This window comes from Geomicrobium sp. JCM 19055 (genome assembly GCF_000698185.1).
Classification (GTDB): domain Bacteria; phylum Bacillota; class Bacilli; order Bacillales; family Marinococcaceae; genus Geomicrobium_A; species Geomicrobium_A sediminis.
Genome location: NZ_BAXL01000004.1, coordinates 153,097 through 172,891 on the forward strand (window position 1 = coordinate 153,097; position 19,795 = coordinate 172,891).

A 19,795-nucleotide genomic window follows, 5' to 3' on the forward strand; every position below is an offset into this window, starting at 1 on the left:
GATTATGGACGTTGCAACGATTACACTCACGATCTCAATGATGGGTATTATTATTCTATTCGGGGCGCTCGTTTCTTGGAGGAAAACCGTGACACCTTCTTCCAAGAAATTAGTCATGAGCCTCGTCATTAATATCGCTGTTCCGTTTATCATTTTGAATGGCGTGTTTAATACGCCCATCACTGATGATGTCTTACAGCTTATTTTTCTCGTTTTTGTTATAAGTCTAGGATTTAATTCAACTGCGATCGTTTTGAGCATCTTTATTGCTCGGCTTCTTGGATTTCAACCAACAACCGCAAAGAAATTATCGTTACTTGCCGCCATTGGTAATACTGGATTTATTGCCATTCCTTTGTGCGCGGCTGTATTTGGTCCTATTGGGGGGTTACTCGCGGCGATCTTTGACGCTGGTCTTGATGTGGTCTTGTTCACACTTGGCGTTGCCATTTTACAAAGTGGCCACCAACGCTTCACCTTGAAAAGCTTAACTGCACTCATTAATATGCCATTAATTGCAATCGTTGTTGGACTGACCTTTGCCGTTAGCGGTTTACAAGCTCCATTGCTTTTACAAGAGTTATCTGCAATGCTTGCCGGATTAGCTGCACCACTGGCAATGCTTTACATCGGGCTATTGTTACCACCATTCTTCAAAGAACAAAAAAACCTTTTTTTACCGATCAATTGGTTTTCCGCTCACGATGCGACTGCTCATTTTTCCAATGACAACCATCCTTATTGTCGGGTTCTTACCTATTGATCTTTTTTTGAAACAGTTTTTAGTCATCGTAACGGCCATGCCAACATTCCTCGTTGCACCGGTCATTTACGGTAGTTACACAGACTTTGAAGATGAAGCAGCCATTACGACAATTAGCTCTACGTTGTTATCATTACTGACGATCCCACTCGTATCTAGTTTTGCAAGTTTTTGGTTTACGTGATCAAACCGAACAAAATCAGCTCGAAACAATCGTTTCGCGATGGATTGATGGGTCGCTAAAAGGAGGAAACGTGTGGCTAAGCGAAGTCTTAACAACGAGGAAATTTATGAAGCTGCTGAAGCGGTCTTGCTTCAGGAAGCTACAAAGCCTTTCACTTTAAACTATTGGCAGACCGCCTACAAGTTGGCCGTAGTACGATTTACGAATATTTCACGAACAAAGAAGAACTTGTAACCTCCTATATGGTCCATAAAATGTCTCGCTTTTATGAAGAAATAAAGAGCATCAACGTGCATGGTCACGCTTCTAAACGCTTAGAAGAAATCATTCGACTACTGATGAAGTTTACACAAATTCATTTGATTATTGAAACGACACCGCACGTAAATGCAGACATCTCTGAAAAAGTAAAAAAAGAACTTAATGATGTTATGGCGTGCACGAAATGATATTTTTCAATTAATCGAAACAGCAATTGTTGAAGGTCAAGAAGCTGGTGAAATTAAGCAAGAATTGCCTGCTACGATGATTACAGATTTAATCTTTAATGCCGTGAGACTAAACCAACGTTACTACGACCACCCTTTAGAGGTTGGTACATTGCTTTATCACGTCATCTTTAATGGGATTGGCTCAGATGAGTAGTTACTCGAACTCGGGTGGCTGCTTTTTTGATGTGTTTTTATTCATAACGTGCACGTTACCGACATACAATGCCTATGGTGTCTCAAAAGGAGGGATTGTTATGTCCGCTTTTTTTCTTTTGATGGAAGAAATGGTGATGTTGTACATCATGCTTGCCATTGGCTTTATAGCTGTACGCTTTAACCTCATACCGTTATCAAGCAAAACCATTCTCACCCGATTGCTACTTTATCTCACATTACCCGCTTTAATTGTTTCTTCGATGCATATTCCATTTCAATATGAACGAGCGCTAGCTTTCATCGTGCTAATGCTTCTTTCATTTTCCTTTCTATCTTTAACACTGTTATACGGAAAAGTAATGACCCGCAGATTAGCTATTTCTTCAACACAGAGTGGCGTTTTTCAGAACTTATTACTCTTTGGAAATCAAGGCTTTATCGGCGTGTCAGTCGTCTTCTTGCTATTCGGACACGAAGGGTTGTTCTATGCCGTTGCGTTTAACTTACTTTACTTCATCCTCATTTGGACATACGGCATCGCAATTATGAAAACAAAGCCACCGAAGCTATACCTTAATCCAGGGTTATTGGCGACAACAATTGGAGTCATGCTATTTTTATTACCAATAAAATTACCAGATTTAATGATGACTCCAATCAATACGATCGGGCAAATGACGATCCCATTATCGATGATTCTTATCGGAATCTTGCTTTCAGAAAATACACTTCACGGGCTACGTGAATTACTGACATTACCGCTCACATGGTTCGTCATGGCACATCGCTTATTTTTACTTCCTCTTATTATTTTTGTACCTTTTCTATTTCTACCGATTCCATTTGAATGGCTTGCAATTGCAGTAATTCTTTCTGCGACCCCTTGTGCACCTACAGTTAGCTTTTACAGTGAACAATATGGTGGTGACACAGCATTCGCTTCAGTATCTGTCATCTTATCTACATTTCTTGCCATGTTCAGCCTTCCATTACTTTATAGCTTATTTTCTACCATTTCAGCAATGACAGGCTTAATGTTGTAGAAAAGCGGGTAATAAATAGACAAATTACACGCTATACCCTTACCCCCTTATCCTAGAAAGAAGGTTATGTATCTTGGCGATCTTAATATCCGTTACGCTAGGAGCCTTTCTTACCTTTGGTTTACTACTTGTCTTAAGAAATGCATTACGTTCGAGAACGGTACCTAAACATAAGAAAAGCTCTCTAGCAACACTTCTGCTTCCTATCTTAACTTTTGGTTTTATCGGACCCGTTATGTTATTAAGCGTGTGGTTGTTTGGTCTTGATGAAGATGCTTCTTCTAGTCAAAGACCCCTACAGCACGATACTCAAGCTTCAAACAACTCACTTTTCAGCAACGATTCTGCATACAGCGAAGAAGTTGCCAGCCGCTTCACCCCAGCAGAAGCTGGTGAGACGGTCCGAGTCATTACGGCTCATTCACTGTATGGTGAACTTACAACTGAGATGACTTTACTTTCCGTTGAACGAGGCGATCGAGCATTCCAACGAGTTTTAGATAAAGATCGTGATTTCACCTTACACGAAGATATGGAATTACTACTCGCTCACGTTCACATCTATACTGAGGACATAGAGAACAAAGAGCTTTTTACGATTAGCCCAGATTATTTTCAAATGGTTACTTCTACGGGGAAGACACATCAACCTGTTGATCTTTCGTTAGCCCAACCGCTTTGGCATGAAATGGAAGCGGATACGAATGCAAATGGTTGGATTGCTTTTTTAATCAATAAAGATGATTTACATCCTTCACTCGTTTACATGCCTGATTATGATGGACCTTGGCACTCCTTATCAGAGTAAAACAAACGCTCCTCGCACTGCTGTTGCGAGGAGCGTTTGTTTATAATCGACTTATTGATAATCGTACAAGATCCCTTAACTGTATGCCATGTTCATAAATTGGTTCATCATAGTGTTCAACAAAGTAATCTCGCTCAATTGACATCATTCTAAATCCACACTTTTGATACAGGTACAATTGCTGCGTCCCTGTGCTCCCTGTAGCAATATCAATTCGGTGATATCCTTCACTAAATGCTCGCTTGATCGCATCTCTGACGAGCATTTCACCGTAGCCATTCCCTTGTGCATCTTCTCGAACAGCTACATTCATGATCTCCACTGTTTGAGGTCCTGTTCCAAGAAGAACGTATTCCCCAACCCATTGATCTTGATTACGTAAGCCATAAATAAAGCCTCGCTCGACATACTTCTCAACGAGACTAAGATTAGGATCTGCTAATAGAAGCAACGCCTTCAACGACTCATCAACAACCTCTACTTGGACAATCCTCACATCTTCTTTATCTGTATACATGAATCCTACACAACTCCACATTACGTACAATTATTAATTGGTTACTTCTTTACGTTCATCTCTTAGAAGTACGTGCAAGCAGCGGATATTGCATATCGTACCCTGCCCGTTCAAACACGCCAGTCTCATCAATGTTCCCCGCTACAATGATCGTAAACAATTCATGCTCAACACGATACTGTTCAATGGCATCTAAAATACTTTCTAACAAATTGCGATCACGATATTCCTTTTTTTAAATAAGCGGTTGTTATGATACCAATAATACGAGGTTCACGATCTGGCTCAGGGAATCCCTTAAGTATTTTCAAAGACATATGAGCGACAATCTCTTTGTCATCAATGGCTACCCATAGATGGTGATCATTACTAAAAATCAGCTCAAATAAGTAGTTGTAACACTCTTCTTTGAATACTGCATAACTCTCTTCATTGAGCTCGCCGTCTTCTTCTTTGGCTTTACTCCAAAGAAGACTAACCAAGTCATTCAAATCTTCCAAAGTCGCAAATCGTATCTCCATTATTTCACACCCCGTATCCTATTTATAATCGTGTCTGGAGTGGCACACAGCGTGAGACACGTGAAGTCGTATCGTTGTTCATCATTCATCCGATTATCTGACAATATTTTTTTAGCCAAAAGTGATTTTCTTCTAAATTCACTGAAAACGTAAATTCTTTTCAGGCATTCTCTGTCGCCTACTTTTCATCTTACTTACTCTTGGTTCATAAGTCTACCGTTGCAAGCATAAAAACATTACATTCGAAAACAATTTCCAGAATCAAGTAAAATGGTTATAGGTGATCCGATTGAAAAATGAAAAAAAGTTTCATTCCAATCTTGCATATCTACTACAGCCATGATATTATATTCCTGTGACGTAAGAATACTACATATTCCGCAGTAGCTCAGTGGTAGAGCAACCGGCTGTTAACCGGTAGGTCGCTGGTTCGAATCCTGCCTGCGGAGCCATTTTTTTTGCTTCCTTAGCTCAGCTGGTAGAGCGCATCCATGGTAAGGATGAGGTCACCGGTTCAAGCCCGGTAGGAAGCTCCATAATCATTTGCAACCAAACCCTCACTACGATAGGGTTTTTATTTTGTTTCTTTCTTGATCATTTCCCCTAAAACTTGCTACAACACTACAACTGACCACAAATTGACCACATCATAATCCTTTTCTAACATAGCCGATCGACTTTCGATCAGACCATTCCAATTATTCGTTTATCATCTTACCTTCCCACTTTATACTAACTAATGGAGGCGTTTATGTATGTTGACTGAAATTGTTATGCAGGTCATCTATTATACAGTCATCGCCATTTCCGTCATTGTCTTTTTATTATTGTTTTTAACCAAGAGAGCAACTACGTTGATTATAAGTGGAATCATTTTATTTGTATTAGGAACGATGTCATACGCTTTGTTCCTGTTTGCAGAAGGAGACTCCTTTGGCTATGCTGTTGCAGGATTTACTATGACCTCAATTGCTTACATTGTAGCTACGATTGTTGTCATCGTCGGTGCTATTAAAATTAACAAAACATAAGTGTTATTTTTACTAGGATCTATACCACCGTGAATTTACTCGCTTTTAAACAGTTGTGCATAAGGCAAGATGATTGCTTTTGCGTTTTAAAATATCAACACCTTATTGTAAAAAGTAATGCACCTTACTTTTTACAATAAGGTGCATTACTTTTGCGAATTTCTTCTCCTTACTATAAAACCAACAAGCAATGTAATCATAATGATCACCGACAAAATGACAATCCACCATTGCCCATCATCTGAATTTACTTGCGCAATAAGAATGATGCAGGCTGCTAGTAAAATTATACTTCATATACATTTCGCCGCATCGGAAACGCTCCTATTATATTGAAAATTGCATACAACTGTAACCCTTATGTACTCATTACCCTCTTATGCTGATTCTATCACTTGAATTTAATTGGTGACTAAGAATTTATAAATCATTGATAATCAATCATAAAAGAGAAGGTTGCCATAAAAGGCAACCTAAACTCTATTAATGAATTGTTAATCTACCTTCAGCTGTTTCCCTCGTTTCATTACCATGTTCATCGGTTACCTTCACTTCAATTTCTGCACCTTGTACGGATAGATTCCGGATGGCTGTCCAGTACCCTACATAGTTCCCCGGTGAACTTTCCCACATCGGCAATTCGGTCGGTGATTGACTTGTAAGTGGAAGACGTATGGAGAAAACAGCATCTAACCCCGGCTCACTATCAAACGATATTTTGACTGATTGACCGGCAGTAAGGGAAACATCCTCTGATGGTAGCAAGTTCGTAATAAGTCCTTCTTCTGGTGGTTCAACAGGGTCACCTAGATGGTCGTCATCAGCATGCGGCGCACGCTTCCCACCTACTCCTACTCCAATGTATGCGAATTCGTTCATCGCACCTGGTGTGTTATGAGAGAACCCTACTTTCCCTCCATACATTGTGTTTTCTGTTGTTACAACTTGCCAATTACTTGGCTCTTCTTCACCATCTGGCCATACTTTGAGCTGCAATGCCGCTGCATCACGTTGTAATAAGACACGATACCACTCGCCTTCAGCCACTTCAAAGTCTGGCTCTGCAATACCAAGCGTTGTGTTCGCACCGCCACGACGTTGCATAATACGGACCGTACCATTTTCAAATTCATCGTTTGGAAGTAGTGCATCTGCATAGATTCCATTTTCACTACCTGGTGAACCTGACATATGGAAACCCAGTTCAAACACTTTATTCTGAATATGTTCTCCGCGAACCAATCCAAAGACTTCTGTACTTCCGTATAGTTCACCAACGATGTCCGAAGTAAATCCACGCACACCTGAACGAACAGAGTGTTGCAAACGTAGTGGATCATCTAAAATGGTTAGTTGATCCTCTTCACCTTGCCACATCGTAGACCACTGTTGTGGCATTTCACCGACAGGATCACCTGTAAAGTCAAACTCATGCTCAGTAGGATCACTAACTGGAGGTGTGTCTGGCCAGTACTTAGGAATATCATAAAATGCATCGCCATCCATCTCATGAACGGAACCATCTGTCATAGATTCTGCAATCCCCCATAGTCCTGCAGTGACTTTATCGATAAGTTCTTGATCGTAAGGCACTTGAGGTTGTTGTCCAGCCATTTCGAATAGAACCGCCCCACTTCCATTTAAGCCAAATGCACCAAGAGCGATTCCAGACAAATCAAACGTTGACGGATATGAATAACGTGCAAGACCTGCCTCATGTCCCTCTTCAGCGTGACCATGAATCCCTTCTGCTGCTGCTAAATTGTAACGACGGGATTTGTCTTGATCCCACTCTGGATAGTCATCCACATATTTCGGGTTGTTATCTGGTCCTAACGGGGGATGACTCAGTGCAATGGATACATCTTGATCTGTACCTTCAAGCTTTGGCGTACCCATATGGTGAAGATTAACATACGCTTCAACGATTCCGAATTCCCCTTGTAGTTCTTGATATAAATCAGCAAGCGCACGAGCTTCATTCGTTAAGTAAAAACCATAATGAGCGCTTGTTCCTGGAAGATCCGATGCTTCTGCCTCAAAATCCAAATCAGGGTGGAAGTCACGGTTAATGTCAAAACCATTACGACTCTCATTGTGATACCAAGCAGGTTCTGCTTCTTCTAAATGTGGATGGTATTCCAGGACTTCTTCCCAAGAAATATCATTTTGGCGTTTAACGAGCTCTGCACCATCAGGGTTTAATTTTGGAACTGCTACAATTGTTACCTCTTCTAAAATATGATCTCTTTCTCCATTTGCAAGCGAATCTAACATATCAATAATCGCTTCTGTACCAGATTTCTCGTTCCCATGTATTTCACTATCAATAAGTAATACTTGATCACCCTCACCAATTCTGGCTGAATAAATATCACGCCCATGATGAGACTCTCCGATGACCTCTAAATCTAGTTGACCATCACTCAATTCCTCAATTCTAAGAAGCTCTTCTACCATTTCTTCATAATTTGTCCAACGATCATCAAGCTCTTCAATCGACTGTGCACTAGGTACCTCATCTTCTTCCTCTTCTAATAAAGCGAATATTTCTTTAGGCTGAATAAGTACTGAAAAAATCAAAATAATAACTAAAAACTTCCCAATAATTGCTTTCAAATAAATACCCTCCCAAATAAATTTAGTTTGAAACTCTAATCAATTTGAATGGTAGCATAGATCCGAACAAATTTACCTTATTATTTAGAATATACAGAAATATAATGAATACATCTTATCTTTTCGATAAGATCGACGTAGGTCGTTGTTTTTCAGTTAGTTCATTGCTCATGTTGGTTATTACAAAAGCATCCAACCAAAAAACCAATTTCATCATGATGAAATCTTTAAAAGGAAATGATATTAGATTAATTTTTCTAAATTTATTGATTAGACTTAAAAATTAACTTACTATTAAACTACTTAAACATTAGGAGGTGCGACCTCATGGAAGGACACGGGAAGAAACGTTCAATTTTCACAGACCCAGGCATTATTCTATTGATCGTCATGCTTCTTCTTGCTGCATTTATCTTTATTTGGTGGCCAACTAATATTTTCGTTGGGGGTGTATCGCTTGTAGCCTGGCTTCTATTCGGTTCTCACTTCATATTATGCGGACTTTGTATTATTTACGTCGTTTGGATGGAAAAGCTAGAGAAGAGGTCATCTGTTCACGAATCAAAAAAAGGATGACGTACCTTTATAGAAAGGGGTGGACCTATGCAAGTCACTGAATCCATCATTATTGGAATCTTTCTTATTGTTATGATTGTCATGGGCTTTTACTTTTCAAAAAGGGCGCTAAAGTCAGAAGACGACTACTGGACAGCTGGACGGAACATTAATAGTTTTGTTGGTGCCATTGCTTTGTTCGCTGCACTCACAAGTGCCAGTTCATTAATGGGCGCGGTCGGTTCTGGTGTAGAGATGGGACTTCCTTTTCTTTTCGTGTACGGGTTTGGTGTAACTTGTACATTACCTTTTACGCTCTTTCTTGTCTCTGGACAAATCCGACGATCTGGTGTTCGAACTGTACCCGAGTTCTTTTTGAAGCGGTATGGAATGAGCGTCTCCATTCTTGCTGCATTAATTGTCGTGATCGGTATGACATTTTATATGGTCCCTCAACTGACGGCCTCTGGATTAATCGGCAGTTACGTTCTTGGCATTGATTACGCAACTGCGGTCATTGTTCTTGGATTAGGGTTTACAATTTATGCAGCTCTTGGTGGCATGTGGGCAATTACATATACAGATCTGATTCAAGGGATGATCATTCTCGTTGGCCTTGCAATCCTTGCCATTGTCATTCTCTTTGAACATGACGGTATTGGCAATTTGTTATCCGCCGCTCTCGCTGTTGACCCTGAGTTCGGTGAAGTTACTCAACCGTGGTTATCGTATTTCGGACTATTTATTGCTTTTCTATGGTTTGGCGTTGTATCACCCTCTGCGGTTATGCGGAACTTTGCTTCCAAAGACGCTCGAACCGCAAGACGTTCTGCAATGGGTGCTTGCTTCTTATATGCGAGTGTATTCGTATTCGGCTTCGTCATTGCATCTGCAGGCGCCAACTTAGACATGATTGGTTCCCTCGACAACTCGGATATGATCTTTATATCGGTTGTTGAATACTACTTACCGCCAATTCTTGCAGGCATTATGTTTGCTGCCTTGATTAGTGCGATTATGTCTTCGGCAGACGCGATGCTTCTCGCCATTTCAGCTGGAGTTGCTCAAGACATTTATAAAGGTTTATTAATAAAGAAGCCAGAGAGAAAACCGTCACCCGGCTCGGTTTAGTCGTGATGTTTGTCGCCTCAATCATTGGAATCGTGATTGCCCTCGATCCCCCACAGTTAATCGCGATTATGGTCGGTTGGGTCGGTGGGGGTCTATTATCCGCCTTTGGCTTCCCAATCGTTCTTGGGATTTGGTGGAAGCGTGCGAATAAAGCGGGGGCATTAGCGGGTATGCTTAGCGGATCTATTACATTCTTAGCACTCGTAATCACACAACCCTTTGCTTTAGTCGCTGAACCGATTATTGCTGCTCCAGTCTCTCTCGTTTTCATGGTTGTCGTAAGCTTACTCACTGAACCACCTTCTAAAGAAATCCAACAAGAAGTCGAACGTAATCACACAAACGTAAAAGACGTATTGTAAAAGAAAGAGGATTCCTATGACTACCAAGACTTCAATTCAGATTATTGGCGATGCCAATGACAACCCGGACCTGACAAAACCACTACTTAAACAAGGCCGTAAATGGCTGAAACGTAAAGTAACGATGGATGAACTAGAACAACAAATCGTGTCAAAAAAAGAAAATCTATCATCCGATGTGGGTCGCAAAAATGCTCGTCATTGCCGAACGCAAACCCTTTCCTCCAAGAGTTACCCCTAACATGGGCTTTGTTGATGCTGTTTCAGGGTACCGGGGGCTGTTTACGAGCGTTCCCCCTTTTCAATCGGTGAACAGTGACGGACTTGTTGCACGACCAATCTTACAATCAGAAGATCAACTACAGCCTTATATTCAAGACTTACAATCTCAAATAAATAAAAAAATATTTACTAAAGAAACCAAAACATGAAATTCGCGAAGTTTTTCTATCGTATCTTCCTATGTGGGAATATACAATTACAACCGAACTTCGTAAAAAAACATTTTATTTGAATGCAAACACCGGTGAGTCTGAAGAATTTCTTTCGAATCTATGGGAAGAAGACAGTTGGTTACTCAACGGTAAAACGTAAACAGCCCAATCCTTAAGGATGGGCTGTTCTTTCTTATTCTTATCGTTTTTCTAATTCATACAGCTTTTCAAACACTTGAATCACTTCTTCTTTTGTCCACGGCGCTGGCGCCATCGTAATGAAATAATCGTCCATCGCCTGTTCCGCTAAACGCTCAAGATCTTCAACCCTTGCCCCAACTTCTCTTAACGTCGGAATCTCAATTCGACTTACAAGTTCACGAACGGCACGGACGGCACGCGAACCATCCTGACTTCCATCTTCTTCAGCCCAAGGGCATCGGCAATTCGTTCCATTAATTCAGGAATGTGCTTTCGCTCACGTTCCATCGTTTCTGCCAATACGAGACCGATCGTCAAACCGTGTGGCAGATGATACATTCCACCAAGCGCTTGCCCAATGGAGTGTTCAGCTGTGCAATTTGCAATGTTCATCGACAGTCCTGCCATTAAGCTGGCACAAGCCATATTCGAACGGGCTTCATAGTCGGTACCATCTTCGACAACTTTAATTAACGCGTCACTTGCAAGTCGAATCGCTTCAAGAGCAATGGCATTCCCAATGGGTGTTCTCACGTTAGACATGACCGCAGCAATCGCTTGCGCCACTGCATCAATTCCTGTATAAGCGGTAATCGTTCTTGGTAAATTGTACGTAAGTACCGGGTCAACAATCGCATGTTGTGCACGCAATAAGGAGTCCGCAATGCCTACTTTTACATTACGCTCCTCGTCGGTAATCACCGCTCCTCCTGAAACTTCAGAACCGGTTCCCGCTGTTGTAGGAACGGTTATGAGTGCGATCTCTGGGTTTCGCACTGTTTGTTCTGACTGTATAAACTCTCGTAACGATTGATTTTGCGAGACGACTAAGCGCGCAGCTTTTGCACTATCCATCACCGAGCCACCGCCGATCGCAACGATCACATCCGCTCCGGAAGCTTTCAATTGTTGTGCAATCTCTTCAACGTTCGAAATGGTCGGTTCTCCTGGTTCTTTCTCAGAGATGACTGCATGTAGATTCCGAGTCGCTTCAGCAACTTGAGGAATGATCTCCATAAGTCCCCGATCAATAAGGATGAACGTACGCTCCCAGCCATTCGTCGTTATGATCTTCTCAAGCTCTTGAATTTTGTCTTCCCCAAACGCGACCTGTACAGGAAGATGATTTGTAAATGCATGTATCTTTTCCATTACGTTCACAACCTTTCTGGCTTTTCATGCTTTTCATTTCCAAACGAAAGCGCGAAGGAACTAATGACTTGAACACCTGTAAAAATCGCCTCTTCACCAAATTCAATCCGTGAACTATGTAACGATTGTTTCGTATTTTTATTGTGTTCAACATTCGTTCCAAGGCGAAAGAACACACCTGGTTTTTCCGCCAAATAATAAGCAAAATCTTCACTACCAAGTGATGGCTCTTCAAGTCGTACTACCCGTTCTTTTCCTAAAATGCGCGTCGCGCAATCAAAAAAATGTTCGGTCATTCCTGGATCGTTACTCACTGTCGGTGTCGCTTGTTTCACTTCTACCGATGCACGACCATTAAACGTTTTTGCCGTATGTTCACAAATCCGTTTCGTTGATCGGATGATCTTAGCTCGACTCTCTTCATCAAGCGAGCGAATCATTCCAGACAACTCCACTTGCTCAGGAATACTATTTGGCGCTTGTCCTCCGTTAATTCTCCCAATTGTCAATACCGCTGGTCTTAAAGGAGAAAGTTCTCTTGATACAATCGTTTGCAATGCCGATAACAGATGACCGGCAATGACAATTGGATCAACAGCGTCTTCAGGGTGAGCAGCATGACCGGATTTGCCCTTCACTTCAATGGTGATAAAATCTGAAGCTGCCGTCATGGCACCTCGCTTTAAACCAACAGTTCCTACGGGTAAATCTGGCCACGTATGCACACCCATAAGCGCATCGACTTCAGGGTTTCTCAACACACCAGCAGCAATGAGCGATTTTGCCCCTTCTAGAACTTCTTCTGCTGGTTGGAAAAGAAACTTGATTGTTCCAGACACCTGTTCTCTCAATCCTTGTAACACGATTGCACTACCTAAAACGACAGTCGCATGAATGTCATGTCCACAGGCGTGCATCACACCTTTATGTTGTGATCTGTATGGCAATCCAGTTTCTTCTTGTATTGGCAGCGCATCGAGATCAGCACGGATTGCCAACGTTTTACCTGGCTTCTTCCCGTGAATCGTCGCCACGACGCCGGTGCCGAACGTTTCATAGGGAATGTCGTAGTGATTTAGCACCTCACAAACATAGCTTGACGTCTCAACTTCTTTGAAACTCAACTCGGGAAACTGATGAAGGTGACGCCTAATTAAGATCAGTTCGTCTTTTAAGTCCTCTTTTAGCTCTAGGATCATCACCACATCCTCGCGTCTATTAACATTGTTCAAAGTTTCGCTTAATCTCAAGTTCAGATACATATCTGTTATGTTGTTCTTGCTCAACAACGGCTGTGTGTAAATAATGCAAAGCAACGTCCCCACCTAATACTTCTTGAACGACGGTACTGTTCTTCCAACAATCAATCGCTTCATACAACGTAGCAGGGATTCGGGAAACTTCTTCGGATTGATATGCATTGCCAATATGCTCCTTACTTAATGGCAATTTCTGCTCTAGACCTTCAGTCCAGCACCTAACATTGCTGAATACGCCAAGTACGGGTTAAAATCGGCACCTGGAATTCGATTCTCAATACGCATACCTTTGCCTTCTCCGACAATGCGGTAACCAGACGAGCGGTTGTCTTTACTCCAGACGATATTCGTAGGTGCCAACTATCTGGGACGAACCGCTTGTATGAATTGACATAAGGCGCATAAAACAACGAAAAGTCTTTCGTATACGTAAGAACTCCAGCTAAAAAAAATGTTGCATCGTTTCGGACATTCCATTCGTTTCATGTTCATCGTAAAAGTAATTCGTATTCCCCGACTCATCAGTTAAACTCAAATGAATGTGTCCGCTTGAGCCTGTCCAGTCATGATGAGGTTTCGCCATAAAGGTTAGTGCATAATCTTGTTGAATAGCCATCTCTTTCATTCCATGCTTCAAAAGAATATGACGGTCAGCAGATGTTAACGCATCGCCATACTTTAGATTAATTTCGTGTTGCCCAATGTGCGCTTCACCTTTCGATGACTCAATCGGAACCCCTGCTTTTGTCATCATGTTGCGAATGTGACGATAAAACGGTTCATTCTTAGACCCTTGGAGCAAACTGTAATCTTCATTAAATTGGCCAGCAATGCGTAAATCTCGATAGTCTTTCTTAAACGCTGACTCAAACTTTCGTTAAACAAATAAAACTCTAGTTCACTCACCATTTTTGGGAACAGACCTTTATCATTTGCCCGTTCAATTTGCTTTTTCAAAATTGACCGTGGTGAGATTGGCACGTCTTTACGTTCTTCGTTAATCACATCTGCAAATACTAAAGCCGTCTTTTCTTGCCAAGGCAATACGTTTAACGTTGCCCAATCAGGTTCTGCAATCCAATCCCCATAACCTGTTTCCCAACTCATATAGGAGTATCCTTCAATCGTGTTTAAATCAAGGTCCGTACCGAGTAAGTACGTACAAAACTTGGAGCCGTGCACCAACTCGGTCTCTAAACAATAGTCTGCAGTTAATCGCTTCCCCATCAATCTCCCTTGAATGTCAACGAAGCCAACGATCAATGTATCCAGCTCACCCGTTTTCATCATTTCAAATAATTGTTGCCGATCGATGGGACCATATGTACCTGCTACACCTACGTTATTCAAAGATTAACGCCTCCTCGTTTTTTTAGCATGTTTATGCTTTTCTAGTAGTTCTTCATAGAATAGGAGACAACCTCTAATTATTTAAATAATCTTTCAATTTAACTTCACAAAAAAAACCTGTAGTAAACGACCTTTTTCGTTCACTACAGGTTTTCCCTTACGTTACATTCAATTGCCACGAGACACCAAACTGATCGTTCAACCAAGCAAATCTCGTGCTAAACCCATAGTTGTCTGGAGGCATCATCGTAAACCCACCTTCACTCAACTTATTGTACAGTTGATCAAACTCTTCTAGAGATTCACATGTGATATAAACGGAAAACGACGGTGTAAAGTCAAACCCGTGAGAGATGTCGCTATCAATACACATAAACTCTTGATCTTTAATACGAAACGTCGCTTGCATGACTGTACCTTCTCGCGCGGTTGATCTGAACCGTAGCGTGTAATCGTTTGAATTTCTGCATCATCAAAGCAATCCACATACGTATTCATCGCTCGTTCTGCGACCCCACCTTGAAACATTAAGAACGGCGTTGCTTTTTTCATGTCAAACACCTTCCTCTCTCGATAAATAATTCCGATTAACACACATCACCTTCATCCGCTTATTTATAAGTATACTTTATTAGGTGCTATGATAAACACGCATTACACCAATGAATACTAATTCGGTATACTAAGTCTATGTAACGAATGACTGGGGGGCTTCTATGTTTTTTTCCATCATGACATCTGTCATCTTGCCGATTTTACTGCTTGTGCTGATCGGTGCTTTTCTTCAGAAGAAGTTTTCCATGAACTTATCACACTTATCCAAGTTGCTTACGTATTGTTTAATGCCGGCTGCTGTTTTTCTAAACCTTTACCTCGTTGAACTTGATGCACAGTTACTGACGCAAATGATCGTCTATTTACTTCTTTTTTTTCACTCGTAACGGTTATGCTTAGTCAACTGTTATCGAAACTGCTACACTTAAAAGCAGGAGAGAAAGCCGCTTTAAACAACAGTATTACGCTTATGAATTCGGGCAACTATGGTCTTCCAGTCAGTCAGCTCGTCTTTAGCGGACAGCCAATTGGAATCACCGTTCAAATTTTCGTGCTCGTCTTTCAAAATATTTTGACCTATTCGTACGGTTTATACAATCTACTCGCTGCCTCCAAATCGCTTTTAGAAATTTTGAAGGCCTTTATAAGAATGCCTGTAATTTATGCCGTACTATTAGGGTTATTCCTGCAATATTTGAACGTTACTCTTCCTGATTTTCTAATGGTTCCTATTGAACACCTTGCAAATGGATTTGTTGCACTCGCACTTTTGCTGCTCGGCGCACAATTATCTGCAATTTCCATACGTTATTTCCATCGCGTCATCACATGGGCACTCTTAGGGAGGCTGATTGCGGTCCTGTTATTGCCTTTTTACTTATTTCCATTCTTGGAATTAGCGGTGTGATTGCTCAGTCTTTATTTATTGCAAGCTCGTTCCCAACGTCAAGAAATACATCCTCACTTGCATTAGAATATAACGTTGAGCCTGAGCTACATGCCCAAATTGTACTCTATTCTACGTTACTAAGTATTTTGACTGTCACGTTTACGATCTATCTTTCAACCATACTTTTTTGATTACGCCAATACCAACTGGTCAATAATGAAACGAAACACTTGCCTGTCAGAATTTCACAACTGACGTGCAACAATGATCATTGTCAGGACGGCTTACCACCTACTAGAAAAGGGGTCTAATCATGAACTTCCATAATGAAAGTACGATTCATGTTTCACACGTATCCTTAAATGTAACAAACCTTGATCGTTCACTCTCGTTTTATGAGAAAGTTATCGGATTACATACGCTAAATCGACAAGACAACGTTGCAAAACTAAGCGCAAATGGAAAAACTCCTCTTCTCGACCTTTATCAGCCTACCGATGCACAGCCCAAAGAGCCTCGAACAACTGGCTTGTATCATTTCGCTTTATTACTTCCGACTCGCAAAGACCTTGCACACATTGTTCAACACTTTCAACGCATTGGTTTGCCGATTGCTTCCTCTGATCATCTCGTTAGCGAAGCGATTTATTTTAATGACCCTGACGGAAATGGTATTGAGATTTATGCGGATCGAGATGCAAAAGACTGGTCGTGGCACGACGGGCTTGTCCATATGACAGTTGATCCTCTTGATTTTGATGATTTACTCGAGGATGTAGAAGCCTCTACTTGGAGCGCTGTTCCTTCTAACACAGTGATGGGCCACCTTCACTTACACGTTGCCAACTTGCCAGAAACGGAAACCTTTTACACCGAAGGATTAGGGCTAGACGTAGTCTCTCGCTTCTCAAACCAAGCACTTTTTATCTCTGACAATGGGTACCATCACCATCTAGGCTTAAATGTTTGGAATGGTGTTGGTGCGAAGCCACCAAGCTCTCACAGTGCCGGGCTTCGATTCTATACACTCAGCCTTCCTAATGAACAAGCACGCCAGGACATGATCACACGTCTACAACGATTACAGGTTACAGTAAGTGATGATTTTATGGTTGCTGATCCTTCTAACAATCAATTCCTCCTGCACGTTCCATCTTAAGAAAACGCACACCGTCACAGGACGGTGTGCGTTTCTAAATTATCGATAGAACTTCTCAGTAAAATACGGTTGATTCTCTTCGTTTATTGCAACGCCAACACCTAATCGTTCAAACTGGGATGCTACAATATTTTCCCGGTGACCGAGAGAGTTCATCAACCCTTCGTGGGCAAAAATACTACTCGCTTGACCGTACGCAAGATTTTCACCAGCTCGTGTGAAGGAAATGTTATCTTCCTCCATTCGATCAAATGGCGTTTGCCCTGCTTGATTATTGTGATCAAAATACTCATTCTGAGCCATATCCTCACTATGATCCCGAGCTGTAACCCGTACGTCCTCACTCCACGTTAGCACACTTAGCCCATGTTGCACTCGGGCAGCATTCGTTAAGTCAAACAGCTGGTACTCGAAGCCTTCGATTAGCTCTTGGCTTTCATCCGCATAGAACTCACTTCTTTGTTGTTCTAAGCTTTCATCAATAATCTGAATGGCTGTTACGGTCTGATCTTGATGTTGATCATAAAAAATTGTGACATAGGATCCGTCAAGTTCGTAAACATCGTATTCACCGTTACTATTAATCTGATAACGCATGAGCCCCTTTGTCATCACTTCAAGCGGTTCACCTAACGCATCTTGGACACTTTGTCTCGAACTACCGTGTTCAATTCCAAATTCTGAAGTGACAAGTTCTTGGTTCGTGAACAGCGCTCTCACTTGATCTTGCTCATCGTAAGAAACCATGATGAATTGATGATAATCTTCATGATAGGTTTCCCAATCAACACCATACTCATTTAACGTTGCACGCTGGCCTTCGCTACCTCTGCTTCCACATCGTCTCTTACATCACCAAGTTCAATATTATGAATGGCAAATTGTTGAGTACCTGGCTCGTCTAATTCAGGAAGGCTAGGCTCTGTTCGTTCCTGTTCCTCCTGTTCAATATCAATCGGCAAAATCGCCGTTAACCAGTCATTAAATGATTCCATCGCTTCATACAAGTTCAACTCACCGATCCATGATTCAATGACCGCATCTAGCCGTTGCCATATCGACTCGTCCTCTTGTGTCGATGCAGCGATTGAATTGCTAGTTAGCACACTCATACAAAGAATTGCCGTACTTAGCATTTTATTCAATGCAACACGCTCCATACATCCTGACGTCGTATCTTACATCGTAGCCTTACTCTATTTATTTTAAAATACGATGGACAAAAAATTAAGTGACACATCTTGTAAAATCGATTCCCTACATCGAAAGGGTTTTACTTTTTCATCTAGAATCTTTGAAAAAGACACAATTTCAATGACTAGTAAGTGGATGTAAAGGAAACGCTATAAGAGAGATTGGAGAAATAACCGTTGCCTAGTTTGAGAACATACGATTCTTCCCTACAGATCTTTATGACTTTTCATACGTACTTCTACATTCACTTGATAAGGAACATATGTTCGTATATAATGAAGAACGAAGACGTCCATCCGGAGGTGGTTTGGTGTTATATGCAGAGCCTAAAGTAAGCGCAAAGGAATGGAGAATCATTGCTAAAACGCTTGTTAGCGGAAGAGCGCAACAGGTCGATACGAAATTGACCTATTATGATGGCGTGAAACAAACGATTACTGGAAAGGTGATCGATTGTAACAATACCGATCAAGTTGTCATTATCGACGATGGCGACCGATTTCATATCATTCCTTACCGCCATATTATGTTGGCAGCCTTAACCGTCAATGAAGAATGACAGTAAGTTCAGCGGACTTACTGTCATTCTTTGTGTTAACGTTTCTAAGAAACAGCCTTTAAGCCTGTCACCCCGATAACAATAATCACAACACTTATGATTCTCCCCATGCTTTTTGATTCATTAAAAAAACGCCATATTTAATAATGACTGCCGCTGCCGTACCAATGCCAATCCACACGGCATAAGCGACACTCATCTGTAAATAGTTAAATGATGCATATAAGAAAACAAACGAGCCGCCAAACCCGCCGAAGAATAGCAAAGCATTTTGAATGGTTTTGTTCGAACTAAACTTCTTTAATCCTATAACTCCAGCCACTTCAAGGATAGCTGCAATACTTACGTATAACCAACCCATGTTACATCGCCCCTTCTGCTTCAGAACTCTGATCTGCAAGCTTTAACGCAATGACCCCAATGACGAGTAACCCCATAAACAATCATTTTAACAAGCTAAACGCACCGCCGAATATAAATAGATCCATAAGTGCTGTACCTACAGTTCCAGCTGCTGCGAAAATTGCATAGACCGTGCCTGTCGGTAATCCTTCACACGCCTTAGCTAAAAAGTAGAATCTACGATAATAATCGGTACGATGATTGCCCAATGCCACCACTCACTTGCAACATTAAACCCAAACACCCAAAGCAACTCAAAGATACATGTTAAGATGACATACATCCAAGATTTACTCATTTGATATTCCCCCTTTAATAATGAATGACTGTCAGTCATTTTTATAATAAATAAAAAACCGTTTAAAACGGCTTAGGCAGCTTATTACATTCAATAAATGACTGAATGTCATTCATTATTAGTGTACCTCAAAGATAAACTACTGTCAACTCCCTTCACCGA

The 19,795-nt window shown here is 41.3% G+C and carries 23 protein-coding genes, 2 tRNA genes and 8 pseudogenes; 17 read left to right on the forward strand and 16 right to left on the reverse strand.

Annotated elements, in window-relative coordinates; translation table 11 throughout:
* Nucleotides 1-4: 4 nt before the first annotated feature.
* The 7 genes from JCM19055_RS05280 to JCM19055_RS05300 all read left to right on the forward strand — a co-directional run bounded on the left by JCM19055_RS05280 (nucleotide 5) and on the right by JCM19055_RS05300 (nucleotide 3,445).
* Nucleotides 5-763, forward strand: coding sequence for an AEC family transporter (locus JCM19055_RS05280; RefSeq protein ID WP_052365964.1), 759 nt, complete (start codon nucleotides 5-7; stop codon nucleotides 761-763).
* 7 nt (nucleotides 764-770) lie between these two features.
* Nucleotides 771-947: a hypothetical protein gene (locus JCM19055_RS27115; protein ID WP_193745321.1), complete on the forward strand. Its 177-nt coding sequence runs from the start codon at nucleotides 771-773 to the stop codon at nucleotides 945-947.
* Nucleotides 948-1,019: 72 nt separating this feature from the next.
* The gene (locus JCM19055_RS27120; protein ID WP_193745324.1) at nucleotides 1,020-1,181 is read left to right on the forward strand and encodes a hypothetical protein; all 162 of its coding nucleotides are present in this window, start codon (nucleotides 1,020-1,022) and stop codon (nucleotides 1,179-1,181) included.
* Entirely contained in the window at nucleotides 1,112-1,396 is a 285-nt protein-coding gene (locus JCM19055_RS05285; RefSeq protein WP_081833464.1) for a TetR/AcrR family transcriptional regulator, read from the forward strand. Before JCM19055_RS27120 ends, JCM19055_RS05285 begins: the two co-directional genes overlap by 70 nt.
* Entirely contained in the window at nucleotides 1,371-1,592 is a 222-nt protein-coding gene (locus tag JCM19055_RS05290) for a TetR/AcrR family transcriptional regulator C-terminal domain-containing protein (protein ID WP_152549763.1), read from the forward strand. Before JCM19055_RS05285 ends, JCM19055_RS05290 begins: the two co-directional genes overlap by 26 nt.
* A gap of 100 nt (nucleotides 1,593-1,692) precedes the next feature.
* Entirely contained in the window at nucleotides 1,693-2,637 is a 945-nt protein-coding gene (locus tag JCM19055_RS05295) for an AEC family transporter (protein ID WP_042358861.1), read from the forward strand.
* A gap of 73 nt (nucleotides 2,638-2,710) precedes the next feature.
* Complete coding sequence (locus tag JCM19055_RS05300; protein ID WP_042358862.1) at nucleotides 2,711-3,445, forward strand: hypothetical protein; 735 nt, start codon at nucleotides 2,711-2,713, stop codon at nucleotides 3,443-3,445.
* Nucleotides 3,446-3,485: 40 nt separating this feature from the next.
* On the opposite strand, the gene JCM19055_RS05305 is transcribed toward JCM19055_RS05300, so the two are convergent.
* From JCM19055_RS05305 to JCM19055_RS05310, 3 genes are read right to left on the reverse strand one after another with little or no spacing between them, the layout of a single operon-like run.
* Nucleotides 3,486-3,962 carry an N-acetyltransferase gene (locus tag JCM19055_RS05305; protein WP_081833466.1) on the reverse strand — a complete coding sequence of 159 codons (477 nt, stop codon included), beginning with the start codon at nucleotides 3,960-3,962 and terminating at the stop codon, nucleotides 3,486-3,488.
* Nucleotides 3,963-4,017: 55 nt separating this feature from the next.
* Nucleotides 4,018-4,173: a hypothetical protein gene (locus JCM19055_RS27125; protein ID WP_193745322.1), complete on the reverse strand. Its 156-nt coding sequence runs from the start codon at nucleotides 4,171-4,173 to the stop codon at nucleotides 4,018-4,020.
* Between the two features lie 7 nt (nucleotides 4,174-4,180).
* Entirely contained in the window at nucleotides 4,181-4,483 is a 303-nt protein-coding gene (locus tag JCM19055_RS05310) for a hypothetical protein (RefSeq protein ID WP_042358863.1), read from the reverse strand.
* Between the two features lie 377 nt (nucleotides 4,484-4,860).
* Between JCM19055_RS05310 and JCM19055_RS05315 the strand changes: the two genes are divergently transcribed.
* The 3 genes from JCM19055_RS05315 to JCM19055_RS05325 all read left to right on the forward strand — a co-directional run bounded on the left by JCM19055_RS05315 (nucleotide 4,861) and on the right by JCM19055_RS05325 (nucleotide 5,514).
* A tRNA-Asn gene (locus JCM19055_RS05315) sits at nucleotides 4,861-4,935 on the forward strand.
* A gap of 8 nt (nucleotides 4,936-4,943) precedes the next feature.
* Nucleotides 4,944-5,019 (forward strand) — tRNA-Thr (locus JCM19055_RS05320).
* Between the two features lie 219 nt (nucleotides 5,020-5,238).
* On the forward strand, nucleotides 5,239-5,514 hold the full coding sequence (locus tag JCM19055_RS05325) for a hypothetical protein (protein WP_042358864.1): 276 nt from the start codon (nucleotides 5,239-5,241) through the stop codon (nucleotides 5,512-5,514).
* 483 nt (nucleotides 5,515-5,997) lie between these two features.
* Here the strand turns inward: JCM19055_RS05325 and JCM19055_RS22880 are convergent, their stop codons facing one another.
* Entirely contained in the window at nucleotides 5,998-8,133 is a 2,136-nt protein-coding gene (locus JCM19055_RS22880; RefSeq protein ID WP_052365965.1) for a M14 family zinc carboxypeptidase, read from the reverse strand.
* 327 nt (nucleotides 8,134-8,460) lie between these two features.
* On the opposite strand from JCM19055_RS22880, the gene JCM19055_RS05335 reads away from it, so the two are divergent.
* The 4 genes and pseudogenes from JCM19055_RS05335 to JCM19055_RS28600 all read left to right on the forward strand — a co-directional run bounded on the left by JCM19055_RS05335 (nucleotide 8,461) and on the right by JCM19055_RS28600 (nucleotide 10,775).
* Nucleotides 8,461-8,709: a hypothetical protein gene (locus JCM19055_RS05335; protein WP_042358866.1), complete on the forward strand. Its 249-nt coding sequence runs from the start codon at nucleotides 8,461-8,463 to the stop codon at nucleotides 8,707-8,709.
* An 81-nt stretch (nucleotides 8,710-8,790) separates the two neighbouring features.
* Nucleotides 8,791-10,181: pseudogene (locus JCM19055_RS05340) on the forward strand (sodium:solute symporter).
* A 176-nt stretch (nucleotides 10,182-10,357) separates the two neighbouring features.
* Nucleotides 10,358-10,612: a hypothetical protein gene (locus JCM19055_RS05350; RefSeq protein WP_265181838.1), complete on the forward strand. Its 255-nt coding sequence runs from the start codon at nucleotides 10,358-10,360 to the stop codon at nucleotides 10,610-10,612.
* Nucleotides 10,613-10,643: 31 nt separating this feature from the next.
* On the forward strand, nucleotides 10,644-10,775 hold the full coding sequence (locus tag JCM19055_RS28600; RefSeq protein ID WP_265181839.1) for a hypothetical protein: 132 nt from the start codon (nucleotides 10,644-10,646) through the stop codon (nucleotides 10,773-10,775).
* 141 nt (nucleotides 10,776-10,916) lie between these two features.
* On the opposite strand, the pseudogene JCM19055_RS31325 reads toward JCM19055_RS28600, so the two are convergent.
* From JCM19055_RS31325 to JCM19055_RS05370, 7 genes and pseudogenes are all read right to left on the reverse strand, one after another.
* A pseudogene (locus JCM19055_RS31325) lies at nucleotides 10,917-10,979 on the reverse strand (hypothetical protein); the annotation flags it as partial.
* Between the two features lie 5 nt (nucleotides 10,980-10,984).
* Nucleotides 10,985-11,968: an iron-containing alcohol dehydrogenase gene (locus JCM19055_RS05355; RefSeq protein WP_265181840.1), complete on the reverse strand. Its 984-nt coding sequence runs from the start codon at nucleotides 11,966-11,968 to the stop codon at nucleotides 10,985-10,987.
* A 5-nt stretch (nucleotides 11,969-11,973) separates the two neighbouring features.
* Entirely contained in the window at nucleotides 11,974-13,167 is a 1,194-nt protein-coding gene (locus JCM19055_RS05360) for a M20 family metallopeptidase (RefSeq protein ID WP_052365966.1), read from the reverse strand.
* Nucleotides 13,168-13,186: 19 nt separating this feature from the next.
* Nucleotides 13,187-13,637 (reverse strand): annotated as a pseudogene (locus JCM19055_RS31330) (hypothetical protein).
* Between the two features lie 32 nt (nucleotides 13,638-13,669).
* Nucleotides 13,670-14,029, reverse strand: coding sequence for a hypothetical protein (locus JCM19055_RS28615; RefSeq protein ID WP_370543009.1), 360 nt, complete (start codon nucleotides 14,027-14,029; stop codon nucleotides 13,670-13,672).
* Complete coding sequence (locus tag JCM19055_RS28620; protein ID WP_265181844.1) at nucleotides 13,978-14,577, reverse strand: hypothetical protein; 600 nt, start codon at nucleotides 14,575-14,577, stop codon at nucleotides 13,978-13,980. The genes JCM19055_RS28615 and JCM19055_RS28620 overlap by 52 nt, the downstream gene beginning before the upstream one ends.
* 157 nt (nucleotides 14,578-14,734) lie before the next feature.
* A pseudogene (locus JCM19055_RS05370) lies at nucleotides 14,735-15,063 on the reverse strand (VOC family protein).
* A gap of 230 nt (nucleotides 15,064-15,293) precedes the next feature.
* On the opposite strand from JCM19055_RS05370, the pseudogene JCM19055_RS05375 reads away from it, so the two are divergent.
* Together JCM19055_RS05375 and JCM19055_RS05380 are read left to right on the forward strand one after the other, a co-directional pair.
* A pseudogene (locus JCM19055_RS05375) lies at nucleotides 15,294-16,212 on the forward strand (AEC family transporter).
* 122 nt (nucleotides 16,213-16,334) lie between these two features.
* Nucleotides 16,335-17,180: a VOC family protein gene (locus tag JCM19055_RS05380; RefSeq protein WP_042358873.1), complete on the forward strand. Its 846-nt coding sequence runs from the start codon at nucleotides 16,335-16,337 to the stop codon at nucleotides 17,178-17,180.
* Nucleotides 17,181-17,219: 39 nt separating this feature from the next.
* On the opposite strand, the gene JCM19055_RS28625 is transcribed toward JCM19055_RS05380, so the two are convergent.
* The 3 genes and pseudogenes from JCM19055_RS28625 to JCM19055_RS28635 all read right to left on the reverse strand — a co-directional run bounded on the left by JCM19055_RS28625 (nucleotide 17,220) and on the right by JCM19055_RS28635 (nucleotide 18,340).
* Nucleotides 17,220-17,555, reverse strand: a complete 336-nt coding sequence (locus tag JCM19055_RS28625; protein ID WP_265181854.1) for a CAP domain-containing protein — start codon at nucleotides 17,553-17,555, stop codon at nucleotides 17,220-17,222.
* 138 nt (nucleotides 17,556-17,693) lie between these two features.
* Nucleotides 17,694-17,939 (reverse strand): annotated as a pseudogene (locus tag JCM19055_RS28630) (CAP-associated domain-containing protein); the annotation flags it as partial.
* Nucleotides 17,940-17,980: 41 nt separating this feature from the next.
* Nucleotides 17,981-18,340: a hypothetical protein gene (locus JCM19055_RS28635; RefSeq protein ID WP_265181845.1), complete on the reverse strand. Its 360-nt coding sequence runs from the start codon at nucleotides 18,338-18,340 to the stop codon at nucleotides 17,981-17,983.
* A gap of 344 nt (nucleotides 18,341-18,684) precedes the next feature.
* On the opposite strand from JCM19055_RS28635, the gene JCM19055_RS05390 reads away from it, so the two are divergent.
* Nucleotides 18,685-18,933 carry a hypothetical protein gene (locus JCM19055_RS05390; protein WP_152549765.1) on the forward strand — a complete coding sequence of 83 codons (249 nt, stop codon included), beginning with the start codon at nucleotides 18,685-18,687 and terminating at the stop codon, nucleotides 18,931-18,933.
* 44 nt (nucleotides 18,934-18,977) lie between these two features.
* On the opposite strand, the pseudogene JCM19055_RS05395 reads toward JCM19055_RS05390, so the two are convergent.
* Nucleotides 18,978-19,294: pseudogene (locus JCM19055_RS05395) on the reverse strand (multidrug efflux SMR transporter).
* A gap of 1 nt (nucleotide 19,295) precedes the next feature.
* A pseudogene (locus tag JCM19055_RS05400) lies at nucleotides 19,296-19,633 on the reverse strand (multidrug efflux SMR transporter).
* Nucleotides 19,634-19,795: the final 162 nt, after the last annotated feature.